The sequence below is a fragment of the Tsukamurella sp. II2bb genome, from assembly GCF_057815145.1.
The window spans coordinates 138,124-150,538 of sequence record NZ_JBYPZI010000006.1; the positions used below are offsets into that span (position 1 = coordinate 138,124).

The 12,415-nt window shown below is 69.2% G+C and carries 11 protein-coding genes; 3 read left to right on the top strand and 8 right to left on the bottom strand.

Going from position 1 to position 12,415, the window contains the following annotated elements:
- Nucleotides 1-11: 11 nt before the first annotated feature.
- Nucleotides 12-2,228: a sigma factor-like helix-turn-helix DNA-binding protein gene (locus AC21LY_RS14970; protein ID WP_489047306.1), complete on the top strand. Its 2,217-nt coding sequence runs from the start codon at nucleotides 12-14 to the stop codon at nucleotides 2,226-2,228.
- Between the two features lie 3 nt (nucleotides 2,229-2,231).
- On the opposite strand, the gene AC21LY_RS14975 is transcribed toward AC21LY_RS14970, so the two are convergent.
- Complete coding sequence (locus AC21LY_RS14975; RefSeq protein ID WP_489047307.1) at nucleotides 2,232-3,647, bottom strand: MFS transporter; 1,416 nt, start codon at nucleotides 3,645-3,647, stop codon at nucleotides 2,232-2,234.
- A gap of 61 nt (nucleotides 3,648-3,708) precedes the next feature.
- Between AC21LY_RS14975 and AC21LY_RS14980 the strand changes: the two genes are divergently transcribed.
- Nucleotides 3,709-4,221: a winged helix-turn-helix transcriptional regulator gene (locus AC21LY_RS14980; protein ID WP_489047308.1), complete on the top strand. Its 513-nt coding sequence runs from the start codon at nucleotides 3,709-3,711 to the stop codon at nucleotides 4,219-4,221.
- 4 nt (nucleotides 4,222-4,225) lie between these two features.
- Here AC21LY_RS14980 and AC21LY_RS14985 read toward each other — a convergent pair whose 3' ends face one another.
- From AC21LY_RS14985 to AC21LY_RS15000, 4 genes are all read right to left on the bottom strand, one after another.
- A complete protein-coding gene (locus tag AC21LY_RS14985; protein ID WP_489047309.1) occupies nucleotides 4,226-4,471 on the bottom strand; it encodes a DUF2630 family protein in 246 nt (81 codons plus the stop codon).
- 64 nt (nucleotides 4,472-4,535) lie between these two features.
- Nucleotides 4,536-5,072, bottom strand: a complete 537-nt coding sequence (locus tag AC21LY_RS14990) for a polyhydroxyalkanoate synthesis regulator DNA-binding domain-containing protein (protein ID WP_489047310.1) — start codon at nucleotides 5,070-5,072, stop codon at nucleotides 4,536-4,538.
- A gap of 126 nt (nucleotides 5,073-5,198) precedes the next feature.
- On the bottom strand, nucleotides 5,199-5,456 hold the full coding sequence (locus AC21LY_RS14995) for a hypothetical protein (RefSeq protein ID WP_489047311.1): 258 nt from the start codon (nucleotides 5,454-5,456) through the stop codon (nucleotides 5,199-5,201).
- A gap of 87 nt (nucleotides 5,457-5,543) precedes the next feature.
- Nucleotides 5,544-6,941, bottom strand: a complete 1,398-nt coding sequence (locus AC21LY_RS15000; RefSeq protein WP_489047312.1) for a DUF445 domain-containing protein — start codon at nucleotides 6,939-6,941, stop codon at nucleotides 5,544-5,546.
- A 233-nt stretch (nucleotides 6,942-7,174) separates the two neighbouring features.
- Between AC21LY_RS15000 and AC21LY_RS15005 the strand changes: the two genes are divergently transcribed.
- Complete coding sequence (locus tag AC21LY_RS15005; protein ID WP_489047313.1) at nucleotides 7,175-8,119, top strand: Abi-alpha family protein; 945 nt, start codon at nucleotides 7,175-7,177, stop codon at nucleotides 8,117-8,119.
- 44 nt (nucleotides 8,120-8,163) lie between these two features.
- Here AC21LY_RS15005 and AC21LY_RS15010 read toward each other — a convergent pair whose 3' ends face one another.
- The 3 genes from AC21LY_RS15010 to ahpC form a co-directional block, all read right to left on the bottom strand.
- On the bottom strand, nucleotides 8,164-9,528 hold the full coding sequence (locus tag AC21LY_RS15010) for a hypothetical protein (RefSeq protein ID WP_489047314.1): 1,365 nt from the start codon (nucleotides 9,526-9,528) through the stop codon (nucleotides 8,164-8,166).
- Nucleotides 9,529-9,752: 224 nt separating this feature from the next.
- Entirely contained in the window at nucleotides 9,753-11,333 is a 1,581-nt protein-coding gene (gene ahpF / locus AC21LY_RS15015; RefSeq protein ID WP_489047315.1) for an alkyl hydroperoxide reductase subunit F, read from the bottom strand.
- A gap of 89 nt (nucleotides 11,334-11,422) precedes the next feature.
- Complete coding sequence (gene ahpC / locus AC21LY_RS15020; protein WP_489047534.1) at nucleotides 11,423-11,986, bottom strand: alkyl hydroperoxide reductase subunit C; 564 nt, start codon at nucleotides 11,984-11,986, stop codon at nucleotides 11,423-11,425.
- Nucleotides 11,987-12,415: the final 429 nt, after the last annotated feature.

The window sequence follows — 12,415 nt, forward strand, 5'->3', positions numbered from 1 at the left end:
GTTCGCACACCATGTCCACTTGCACGGCCGACGGCCCGGCCCACCCGACGGTGGCGCTGTGGACGGACGCCTTCCCCTGGCTCACCACCGCCGCGCCCCGCGTAAGCGAGTGGCGGGTCCCGATCGACGACGCCGGGACCGAGGCGCGGCAGGCTCGCCTGTCGGACCTCGTCGCGCTCGCGATGGAGTACGCGCCCGGGACGCCGGTCGTCGAATTGTTCCCGATGCTCCCCCTCGACGTGCCCCTCGCCGAACTAGAGCTCCCCACCCGCGCGGCCCGCGCCCTGGCCAGGTTCGAGTACGCCACCACGAGCCACCTGCGGCCCCTGACGAGCGGCACGATGATGCGGTGGCGAGCCATCGGTACGGGCACCGTCGGAGCGATCCTCGAGGCGCTCGCCGATATCAGCGCATCGGACACCCCCGCCGAGCCGACCGCGTCGCTCGCCACGGGGGCGGGTACCGAGCCGGAGACTCCGCAGAGACACCGGCCGAGCATCGTCGAGTGGCTCGTGGACGCGTCCGAGCCGGGCGATTCCCCCTCGTCCGATCCCGATCGCGAGATCGCCGCACGATTGCGTGTCATCGGAACATGGCTGCAGGCCGTCGGCCGACCGGACGAGCCTCTCCTCGGCGACGGACCGCTGCCGGGTGAGCCGGCCGAGGTCCGCGAGGCGCGCGAGTACGTCCGTGGTCTCACCGCCGCGGACCTACCGGGCGGGACGGGTCCGGCGCGGACGATCGCGACGCTGTTCGACGAGCTGTTCGCCGGGTACGAACCGCGCACCGTCGACATCCTGCGTCGCCGCCTGTTCGCCGACGAACCGGCCACGCTGGAGGAGCTGGGGCAGACGCACGGCGTGACCCGGGAGCGCGTCCGACAGCTCGACAACAAGGCGCGCGCCGCCCTCGCGGCCGCGGTGACCGAGGGAGGCACCCTCGCCCAGGCCGCTGCCGCGATCCGGCGGAACGTCGGCGCGCTCCGCCCTCTGGACGAGGTGATCGCGCTGATGCCCGCGATCGCCGGCACCGTCGACGCGGTCGGGCAGCCCGCGTGGCGGCTCCTCGATCGCCTCGACGACAGCTACGAGATCCTCGACGGATGGTGTGCCGCACCCACTCTCGCGGAGGCCGAGAACCGGACACGGCAGCTCCTCGACGCCGCCGCCGATCCGCACGGCGTGGTCCGGATCGAGGACATCGCCCTCGGCCCCGAGCCGGCGCCGGAGCCGACGACGCGGTCCTGGCTTGAGCGGTGCGGGTACGTCGTCGACGGCGACCACGTGATCACCCGGACGTCCTCGGTCGGCGACTACGCCGCCGCCGTCCTCTCGATCGAAGGGGCACCGCTGGGCGCGCAGCAGATCGTGGACCGCTTCGTCCACGAGCGGAGCGCGCGGAGCCTGGCGAACTCGCTCAGTGCGGACGAACGGTTCGCGCGGGTCGACCGCGACCGCTGGGCGCTCGCCGACTGGGGGCTCGAGGGTTACGCGGGGATCAAGGCCGCCATCGGCAAGGAGCTCGACCAGGCGGGCGGCGCCGTCGCGCTCGACCATCTCGTCGAATCGATCACCGGCCGGTTCTCCGTCTCCGCCGCCAGCGTGCTCGCGTACGCCTCCAATCCGCCGTACGAGCTGCGCGGCGGCATCGTCCGCGGCGCTACGACGACGCGCCATCCCCGGAAGGCCCCCGAGCACACCGCGCGCCTGTACCGGCACGGCGACGCCTGGGCGCTCCGCGTCCGGGTGACCAGCGAGCACCTGCGCGGCAGCGGATTCATCGCCCCGATCGCGATCGCCGGAATCCTCGGGATGAGCCACGGAGACAAAGTGGTCCTCGCCTCGGACTACGACGAGCAATCGGTGAACTGGACGGGGAACCAGCCGATCTTCGGGACGATCCGGCGATACCTGCTCGCCTACGACGTCCCCGCTGGAACCGAGGTGCTCCTGATCTTCGGCGACGAACAGCTCTTCACGGTCGAAGTGGTGGACTCCGCGTCAGGCGACCCGCTCCGCGACGCGCTCGTCCTCATCGGCGCGGGCCGGCGTCTGCGCGGGGACTCGGCACGCCGGGCCTTCGCACGCGCAGTCTGCCTGCCCGAGGATTCGCCTCTGGCGACCGTCATCGGCGCCTACCGCAGCCGCGGTGACGACGACATCGCGGAGTTGCTCCTCGCCGCCCGCGCCGTCATCCAGGGCGACGGCCAGGTGGCCGACGAACGATGACCGTCAGCCTCGCGGGAGCGGCGGAGCGGCCGGTGACGGCGCGGCCGGCCCTTCTCGACCGGCCACGCGGGCGCCGGCGCGGAGCGTGAGCAGTCCGGCCACGGCGGCGCACACCAGCGAGGCGGCCGCCGCGGCGAACGCGATGCGGTTCCAGCCGGCGATCGCGCCGGGCGCGCCCGAGGCGAGGACGCCCGCGATCGTGATACCCAGCGCCGAGCCCACGTAGCGGGCGGTGTTGTTGACACCGCTGCCCATCGCGGCATCGCCGGCGGGCACGCTCGCGATCGCCTCGCGGGCCAGACCCGTGTTCAGGAGACCGGACGCGACGCCCGCCACCACGAGCCCGGGGATGAGCCGCGCGGGCGAGGCACCGTCGGACAGGCCCGACATCAGGAGCAGGCCCACCGCGACCCCCGCGAGGCCGCCGAGCAGGTGCGCACGACCCGAGAGGATTCCCGCCAGCCGCGAGAAGCCCAGGGCCGCCACGGCGCTCGTGCCCGCCCACAGCGAGAGCAGGAGCCCCGCCTGGAGGGTGCTCAGCCCCAGACCGTGCACGACGAAGGTGCCGGAGTAGGACATCGCCGAGATCACGCCGACTCCCGCGCCCAGTCCGGCCACAGTCGACGAGAGGAAGCGCCGGTGGCGGAACAGCGCGGGGTCGACCAGGGGCGCCGCGCCGTAACGGCCGCCGGCGATCAGTGCCCCGGCGAGGAGAACCGCGAGGACGGCGAGGGCCGCTGCGAGCCCCGCCTCCCGCACCCGGACCTCGACGAGCGCGGCCACCGCCGCGCTCAGCGCGCCCGTGAGCAGGACGAAGCCGAGCACGCTCTGCGGGCGGTCGGGGTTGTGCGGGGGCTGCGCGGGGATGCGGCGTGCCGAGATCCACAGCGCCGCACCCGCCGCCGCGAGGAGGACGTAGAAGGCCCGCCACGCCCCGGCGAGGTCGAGCAAGCCGGTGACGATCGGCCCCAGGCCGATGCCCGCCCCCATGGACGAGCTCCACCACACCGCCGTGCGGGCGCGATGGCCGTCGTGCTCGCTCACCGCCGCGACCAGCCCGAGCCCCGTCGCGATCATGCCCGCGGCACCGACACCGGCGACGATCCGGGCGGCGACGAACAGCGGGGCCGTCGCGACCACGGCGCACGTCAGGTTCGCCACGAGGAAGACCGCCGCGCCCGCGAGGAAGACCCGGCGATGGCCGATCCGGTCTGCCACCACGCCCGCGGTGACGAGCGCTGCGGCGAGCCCGACGCTCATGGACGCGAGGATCCAGGTGGCGCTCGCCGGGCCGGCGCGCAGCGCCGCGTTGAGCGTGACCGCATTGCCCAACGGCCCCGCGTACGCCAGCATCGCGACGAGCGTGCTGGCCGCGACCGTGGCGAGTACCCGGCCGTAGCGAGATTCGAGTCTGTTCATGAGACTCATCATGGCGCACAACAAGTCTGTTCACAAGACCTATTTCGCGTAGGATCGAGCCATGGGACTGGGAACCGGGTACGAGGCGCAGGGCTGCTACCTGGCGCGGGCGCTCGAGGTCGTGGGCGAACGGTGGACACTGCTGATCCTGCGCGATCTCTTCTTCGGCGTGCGGCACTTCAGCGATCTACTGGCCCACCTCGACGTCTCCCGCGCCGTACTCACCGACCGGCTCGACACCCTGGTCGCGGCCGGGGTCCTCGTGCGGCGGCGGGAGGGGCGCACCGTCGAATACGAACTCACCGCCGCCGGCGAGGATCTGTGGCCCACGGTGTTCAGCCTGACCCGGTGGGGCGAGCGGCATCTGGACGCGGATTTCCCGGGCCGGGTCTTCGCGCACGCGACGTGCGGTACCGACATCGAGGCATCGGGACTGTGCCCGCGCTGCGGAACCGTCCCGACGGTGCGCGATCTCGACACGCGCCCGGGAGCCGGGCCCAACCCCCGCCGGCGGGACGACCCCGTGGCGGTGGCTCTGCGCGGGCGGCACCGGATGCTGACACCGGTGCCGTGAGCGCTCAGTTGCGGTAGTCCTCCACGGTCCTCGCGGACCGCGGCTGGGCACCGTCCGGATCCGCACCGAACTCGCGCCGCGCCCGCCGCTGCCGCAGCAGATCCCAGGCCTGGTCGAGCTGGGTCTCGAGGACGCGCAGCCGCGCGTGCTCCTCGCCCTCGCTGATCTCACCCGCCCCGAGCTGCGCGCGCAGCTCGTGCTCCTCGGCGATGAGCGCGTCGATCCGGGTGTGAATGGCGTCGTCGGTCATGACTCGATCCTGCCACCGATCGGGCTCGGCGGCCCCGAGAGACGCACCGGTCGCGCCGGCCGGCCTAGTCCGTGCGGTCCGACTTCTCCTTGAGCAGCAGCGTGACCGCCTCGGTGAGCGCACTCACCTGCTCGCGGAGCTCCCGGATCTCCTCGTCGCGCCGGTCACCGTCCGCCGGCTCCGCCTGTGCGGGCGCGGCCTCTGCGGGCTCGGCCTCCGACGTCGTCGACGCACCCTTCGCGTCGGGCTCGTCCTCCACACCCGGGCTCCCGGACCCCGGACCGCCGGATCCCCGGGCCTGCGCGGACAGACCGTCCACCACGGACTGGGCGACATCGGCGGGCGCGCGCAACAGCTCTGCGAGCAGGCTGGACGCATTGGAACTCCCCGTGCGCGGGCGGCTCTGCGCCTTGCGCCTGAGCAGTTGCGCCAGGACCTCATCGGTGCGATCGGTGCCCACATCGTGGTCGCGGACGACGATCCGGACACCGGAATCCAGGAGCGCCGCGATCTCGTCGAGCGTCGTGAACCGGCGGCGAACCGAGTCGTACAGCTTGCGATTGGAGTACCGCTTGATCAGATAAGGCTCTTCGTCGCTCATGATCCTCCTCGTCGGGATCGCCCCGGTTCCGAGCCTACCGCCGACCCCGGGAACACAGGAGCACCCGGGCCCCGCTCAGCGGGCGTCCCGGGCGATCCTCGATGACTGCGGCCGGCGCGCTCCGGCTCACTTGGCCTTGGCGACCTTGGAGAGCTTCCTGACCTGCTCGTTCAGGCTCTCGGTCTGCTTCCGCAGGTTCTTGATGTCCTTCTTGGCGATCTTGCGGACGCCCTTGCGCGCGCCCTTCTCGGCGCTCTCGACGTTCTCGATCAGGTTGTCGACGAGGTCCTTCGTGTTGCCGACGACGCCCGAGAGGAAGTTGCTGATCGACGGCTCGGTGGCGGCCTTCTTCGACGCGGTGCTGTTGCCCATGATGTCCTCCATGCTGTGGATGTTTGTTACGCGTTTGCGTAGTGATGAAATTACGCGCCGCGTAATCATTACGCAACGCGTTGTGACTCACATCACACTCTAGTGGGCGAGATGCTCCACCAACAGCACCTGCAGCTCGCCGACCAGGAAGCCGAGAATCGCGCCGACGACGATCAGGGTTCGCTCGTCCGCCTGGAACGCCGGCCGCAGAACGCCCTCGAACTCCTCGGGCGTCATCGCGGCCATCTTCTCGGCCATGATCGGCTGGATCTGCATCGCACGCGTCAGGTACTCCTCGGCACCTTTGAGCAGCGTCGGCATCACGACCGCGAGATCCGCGGCCACCGCGTTGCACATCGGCTGTATCCGAGCCAGGTCGAGGCCGATCCCGGTCGCTCCACGGACGGGAGCGTTGAGCACCCCGGAGACGATCCCCAATAGGCCCGCGACCGGGAGAGCGCCCTGATCACCGCGCAGTGCGCCCAGCCCCGGAAGCTCCGCGGTCCTCAGTTCCTCGAGCCCCGGTATCGACGCCACGTCGATACCGGCGAGCTGCTCCACGTCGCCCAGCCCCTCCCGGATGCTGTCCTCGAGTACGTCCGCGACGGCGAGCACCACCTTCGGTGAGTTCTTCCCCGTGAAGACCGCTCGCATCAGCCGGTCGGACGTCAGAACACGCGTGGCGATGAGAGTTCCGTACTCCTGCGAGACCGGGATGCGGTGTTTGAGGAACAGCCCCTGCCAGGTGATCACGCCCAGGTACTTCGTCGGTTCCTTCGGGTTGAAGATCAGTCGCAGCGCCGCCCAGTCGGTGAACCAGCCGGTGAACAGGCCGAACAGCGGCATGACGTACGGATTGTGGAACAGCGCCCACACGAGCAACTGCACCAGGCCGATGCCGAAGCCGAAGACCAGGCCGCTGCGCCGGATGAACGCGAACTCCCGGCGACCGACGTCGAGAAACATCGACTCGAGCGTGTCCGGGTCGGCGAGGAACTCCTCGGTGACCATGGCTTTGAGGTCGAAGAGCTCATCGATGTCGTTGGTGATCGCCTCGGCGATCCGGACCACCACGTCGGGCGCGGCGTCCTGCACGCGCTCGATCACGAGGTCCTGCGCGACCGGGGGCAGCAGGCGCCACAGAGTGGGCTGGTACTCGGGCAGGATGTCGCGCGCGAGGCGCGCGACCTCGGCGCGGAGCGGTCGCTCGATCAGCGCGGCGACCTCGGCACCGTCGACCTTCTCGGCGATCTCGCGGGCCGAGATGAGGCGACCCGTCAGCGTGTCGCAGAGGACGTCGACCATCTGCGGCGCGCGCCGCGGGATGATCCCCTGCCAGCCCAGCTTGCCGAACCCCTTGAACCTCTGGGGCCGGAACATCATCTTGATCGCGACCAGCTTGGTGCCGTAGCCGATGAGTGCCGCGATGATCGGCATGGACAGGTAGACCGGCCAGTTCCGGCCGAAGTCGGCGACGATCTCGGACCAGGACTGCATGACCACCTCCGAACTGCGCAGTGCCTCGTATTGTGTGCGTGCGAAGGTGGGGTGCGTGGCGGTTCGACGGAGTTCGCGCCCGCAGAACCGGCCGTTTCGCCCACTCTCGGGTCGTGAATCTCGCATCCTTGCGAAGGCAGCGCTTCGCGGAACGATCTCAGCGGAAAGCGTCCGATCGGGGCGACGGCCTGGCTAGCATGAGTGGGCCGGGCCACCAAACGGGCGGGAAGCGGATGTCGGACAAGGGCAAGAAGAACAAGCAGCCGAAGACCGACGGGGCACCGTCGCAGGAGTCGGAGGGCGACGGGCGCAGCGCGGCCGCGCGGCCACGGCGCAGCGCGGGTTTCCCGCTCTTCGGCGGACTCGCCGAGGGGCTCGCGGCGCCGCTCGATCAGATCACCGGCGGAGTACTCGGAGACACCGTCGGAAAGCTGTCCGAGACCGCCCGGCCGGTGGTCGAGCCCGTCCTCGAGCCGGCGACCCAGATGGCCTCGGCGGCCGTCGCGCCGCTCCAGCAGGGCGCGGACGCCCTCGGGCTGGGCGATGTCACCGGCCTGGTCGACGGCGGCCTCCTCGGTGGCATCGGGGCGAGGCGACGATCGTCCCCGGCGGGGGTGCGCAAACGCGGCATGGCCCTCATCCGGCTCTCGCAGCGTCCGAACACCGAACTCAGGGACCAGCATCCGTCGTTCGGGCTGATCGTCGATCAGCTGCTGCCCGACGAGGCCCGCATCCTGCGCTTCATGGGGAAGGCAGGAACCCAGCCCCTCATCGACGTTCGCACCAAGACGCTGTTCATGATCGGCTCGGAGCTTCTCCTCGGCGACCTATCGATGGTGGCCGAGATGGCCGGTTGCGAACGACCGGAACAGGACCGGAGCTACTTCGCGAATCTGCACAGGCTGGGCCTGCTCGAGATCTCGGACGAGCCGGTCGACGACTACCGCAGGTACGCACTTCTCGAGGTGCAGCCGGCGGCCGTACACGCGATCGAGAGCGTGAAGAAGGCGCACACCGTCTTCCGCAGCATCCGAGTCACCGCATTCGGGGCCCAGTTCATTGAGGTGGCCTTCGACCTCGACGAGTACGACGCCGGCGGATGGGCGGACGACGGCCGCCGGGACAAGTACATCGGCAAGCGCGGACCGCACGGAAAGAAGCTGGCCGCCGCCGGCTGAGCGCCCCCGACGAGCCCGGCACCGTCGGGACCCGGAGGCTGTGGTCAGGCCCCGAACAGGAAGATGTGCACGCCGCCGACGGCGATGCCGAGCAGACCTCCGTGCACGTACAGCAACCAGGCGTCCTGCTCAATGGCGGCGTACAGCATCTCGCTGAACTCCGCCGGCTTGAGTTCGCGGAACTTCGTCGTGGCGAACGCGGCGATCCTCTTCGACTTCTCCTCGTTGAACTCCTTGTCGTAGAACACCTCCGGGGTCAGTTCCACGATCTCTCGGCTGACCTTCCGTTCGATCAGGTCGAGATCCACGACGCCCAGCGTGCGACCCACCGTGGTCGCGACCGGCGTGAAGATCGCGTCGAGTTCCTCCGAGATGACCTCGGCGATATAGGCGGCCGTCTTGTCGCCGCTGGCGCCGAAGAGGAGTTCGTGGGTGAAGTTGCTGACGGTGAGCACCTTCTCCGACATCATGTCGGCGACCTGTGCGGCGGCCTCGTGCTGACGCTTCGGGAAGACCCCCTGCTTCCACAGGTACTTGTACCTGGGCTGCGGATCACCCGGCTCGAAGACGATCTTGATCGCGAGGATGTTCACGATCACGCCGATCAGTGCGGCGCCGCACAGCACCACCAGCCACGCCGGGATCGCGCTGAGCACGGGCGGATGCGCCTCGTGCACCCACGACAGGTACAGCGCCAGAGGGATCCCGAAGAAGAACCCGAGGGCACCGATCTTCACCATGAACCGCAGCTCCGGCTTGCCCATGCCCTGGAAGATCTCACTGAGGATCTCCGGGTTGCGGCGCAGGTGGTTGACCGTCATCAGCTTGACGTCGAGCAGTTCGTCGATGTGCTCGCCCACCCGCTGGAACGCGCGCTGCGAGATCTCCGGAACGCGGTCATCGATATTCGCGATCACGCTGTCCTGCACCGGTCGCGGCATCGTGTCCCACAGCCACTTGTACTGCGTCTCGATCGCGTCGACGGCGATGCGCCGGACATGCGGTCTGGCCTCGCGGGCCATGAACTCCGCCATCTTGTCGGGTTCGAGTTCCCGATAGAAGGTGCCCACACTGCCTATCCGGGAGATGGACATGTCCACCAGCAGGCTGGCCATCTTCTCCGCTCGACAGGGTATGAAGCCCTGAAAGCCGAGGATCCCACCCGGTGCGAAGATCGGCAGGATCTGGACCTTGCGCGGCAGTAGCCGGAAGAGCGCCGCCAGCCCCGGCACGTAGAACCCGGTGAAATTGCTCGGCGAGAACAGCATGATCACGCCGGTCCAGTTGGTGATCAGACCGGCGATCGCGCTGAAGATCGGAATACTGATGATGTCGATCACGAACTTGGATTGCCCGGTGAGCTCTTCCCAATCGATGATCCCCGACACCGCCATCATCTGCGTTTGCATCCGGGCCAACTCCCGCCTGACATCGGCACGGCCGGTGAAGTCCGTGCTCGTGGGCCCACCGGTGTGCCCCAGGGGCCGCTGGTGCAAATCTTGCCAAGGTAGAAGCTAGCGCCCCGGTGACATCGCTGTCCGGGCTTTCACCGAAGCCGGCCTTGCAGCCGACACGACGAGGGGCCGGGAAAGTGTTCCCGGCCCCTCGTGGGTGCTGTGATTCCGCTGTCGGATCAGCGGACGGTGGCGGCCTCCACCGGGAGGTCCGTGCGGATGAGGTGGTCGAAGGCGCTCAGCGCGGCGGTCGCTCCCGAACCCGCGGCGACCACGATCTGCTTGAACGGCACCGTCGTGCAGTCCCCCGCGGCGAAGACGCCGGGCACCGACGTGCGACCGGCCTCGTCGACCACGATCTCGCCGCGCGGGCTCAGCTCCAGCGTGCCCTCGAGCCACTCGGTGTTGGGCAGCAGGCCGATCTGGACGAAGACACCGTCGAGCTCCAGCGTGTGCGTCTCGTCGGTGGTGCGGCTCTTGTAGTTCAGGCCCGTCACCTTGGTGCCGTCGCCGACGACCTCGGTGGTCATCGAACTGACCAGAACGTCGACGTTCGGCAGGCTGCGCAGCTTGCGCTGCAGCACCTGATCCGCCCGCAGCGCGGAGTCGAACTCGATGAGCGTGACGTGCGAGACGATGCCGGCGAGGTCGATCGCCGCCTCCACGCCCGAGTTGCCGCCGCCGATCACGGCGACGCGCTTGCCCTTGAACAGCGGACCGTCGCAGTGGGGGCAGTAGGTCACGCCCTTGTTCCGGTACTCCGCCTCGCCGGGCACGTCCATCGAGCGCCACCGGGCGCCGGTGGAGATCACGACGGTGCGCGAGCGCAGCTGCGCGCCACTGACCAGGTCGACGGAGATCATGCCCGTCTCCTCGTCGCGCGCGAGCTTCGCGCCGCGCTGGGAGTTCATGATGTCGACCTCGTACTGGCGCACCTGATTCTCGAGCTCGGCCGCGAACTTCGGCCCCTCGGTGTACGAGACGGAGGTGAAGTTCTCGATCGCCATCGTGTCGAGCACCTGGCCGCCGAACCGCTCGGCGACGATGCCGGTGCGAATCCCCTTGCGGGCGGCGTAGACCGACGCCGTCGCGCCCGAAGGGCCGCCGCCGACGACGAGGACGTCGAACGGGTCCTTCTCGGCCAGCGATGCGGCGGTGCGCTCGGCGGCACCGGAATCGAGCTTGCCGACGATCTGCTCGAGAGTCATCCGGCCCGAGTCGAAGAGCTCGCCGTTCACGAAGACCGTCGGCACGGCCATGACCCGCCGGCTGTCGACCTCGCTCTGGAAGAGCGAGCCGTCGATCGCGGTGTGGGTGATCCGCGGGTTGAGGACCGCCATCAGGTTCAGCGCCTGCACCACGTCGGGGCAGTTCTGGCACGAGAGCGAGAAGTAGGTCTCGAAGTGGTACTCGCCCTCGAGCTCACGGACCTGCTCGAGCAGCTCGGCGGCCTCCTTCGACGGGTGCCCGCCCACCTGGAGTAGCGCGAGCACCAGCGACGAGAACTCATGGCCCAGCGGGATTCCGGCGAACCGCACCGCGATGTCGGTGCCGGCGCGCCGGATCTCGAACGACGGGGTCCGCGGGTCATCGCCGGTCCGGTCGTGCTGGATGTGATCGGACATGCCCGCGATCTCGTCGAGGAGCTCCGCGAGTTCGGCCGACTTGGGGCCGCCGTCGAGCGTGGAGACGAGCTCGACCGGCATCGTGACCTTGGTGAGCAGGCCCTTGAGCTGGGTGGCGAGTGCGGCTTCGAGCATGGTGATCCGATCCTGTTCTTCAGATACGAGCGAAGTTGGTGGCGGCCGCGGGGCGGGCAATGAGTCTCGCCCCGCGGCCGCGAAGGCTGCTAGATCTTGCCGACGAGCTCCAGCGACGGGGCGAGGGTGTCGGCACCCTCCTCCCACTTCGCGGGGCAGACCTCACCCGGGTGCGAGCGCACGTACTGGGCGGCCTTGACCTTGCGGACGAGCTCGGAGGCGTTGCGGCCGATGCCCTCGGCGGTGACCTCGGTGAACTGGACGACACCGTCCGGATCGACCAGGAAGGTGCCACGGTCGGCCAGGCCCTGGCCCTCGCGGAGCACCTCGAAGTCGGTGCTGATCTGCAGGCTAGGGTCGCCGATCATCGCGTACTTGATCTTGGCGATGGTGTCCGACGAGGCGTGCCACGCCTTGTGGGTGAAGTGGGTGTCGGTCGAGACCGAGAAGACCTCGACGCCCAGGGCCTGCAGCTCCTCGTAGTGATCGGCGAGGTCGCCGAGCTCGGTCGGGCAGACGAAGGTGAAGTCCGCCGGGTAGAAGTAGAAGACGGCCCACTTGCCCTTGATGTCCTCGTCGGACACGGTGACGAAGGCGCCGTCCTTGAAGGCCTCGGCGGTGAAGGGCTTGATCTGCTTGTTGATCAGCGACACGTGCTTCCTCATTTCGTTCGCGTACCTGTTGGGTTCGACAACGAGGCTAGGACGGCCCGATTTATCAGGCCAATCGATTTGTCCTGGGTTACCCATCAGTAATGCCTATCACCGCTGGTAGTGGCGCCTAGCCGGACCAATCACATCGACGTGATTCTCATCACGAGCATCGGCATCGGCTGCCCCTGCGTGGGATGCGACGGTGATCGCCGCAGGTCAGGGCGGTGAACGCCGCGGTTCACGACGGTGCCGCAGCACCGGCCCGTCGCAGTGTTTCCCCCGCCACATCCGGACGGCCTCGCGCCTGCTTATCCGGCCGCCATGCGCGTCTCGTGTCCGTCCCAGTCGAAGCGACCTCACTTCATGATTGCCGCGCTTCCACGTACATGTGGTTGCGGCAACACAACCGGCGGCGACAGGGAGAGCTCG

What these genes read in the sequence shown, in the direction of transcription:
- AC21LY_RS14970 (WP_489047306.1), top strand. Translation starts at nt 12, where the DNA reads ATGTCCACTTGCACGGCCGACGGCCCGGCCCACCCGACGGTGGCGCTG.
- AC21LY_RS15010 (WP_489047314.1), bottom strand. Translation starts at nt 9,528, where the DNA reads ATGCAAACGCAGATGATGGCGGTGTCGGGGATCATCGATTGGGAAGAG.
- AC21LY_RS14985 (WP_489047309.1), bottom strand. Translation starts at nt 4,471, where the DNA reads ATGACCGACGACGCCATTCACACCCGGATCGACGCGCTCATCGCCGAG.
- AC21LY_RS15000 (WP_489047312.1), bottom strand. Translation starts at nt 6,941, where the DNA reads ATGCAGTCCTGGTCCGAGATCGTCGCCGACTTCGGCCGGAACTGGCCG.
- ahpF (WP_489047315.1), bottom strand. Translation starts at nt 11,333, where the DNA reads ATGCTCGAAGCCGCACTCGCCACCCAGCTCAAGGGCCTGCTCACCAAG.
- AC21LY_RS15005 (WP_489047313.1), top strand. Translation starts at nt 7,175, where the DNA reads ATGTCGGACAAGGGCAAGAAGAACAAGCAGCCGAAGACCGACGGGGCA.
- AC21LY_RS14995 (WP_489047311.1), bottom strand. Translation starts at nt 5,456, where the DNA reads ATGGAGGACATCATGGGCAACAGCACCGCGTCGAAGAAGGCCGCCACC.
- AC21LY_RS14990 (WP_489047310.1), bottom strand. Translation starts at nt 5,072, where the DNA reads ATGAGCGACGAAGAGCCTTATCTGATCAAGCGGTACTCCAATCGCAAG.
- AC21LY_RS14975 (WP_489047307.1), bottom strand. Translation starts at nt 3,647, where the DNA reads ATGAACAGACTCGAATCTCGCTACGGCCGGGTACTCGCCACGGTCGCG.
- AC21LY_RS14980 (WP_489047308.1), top strand. Translation starts at nt 3,709, where the DNA reads ATGGGACTGGGAACCGGGTACGAGGCGCAGGGCTGCTACCTGGCGCGG.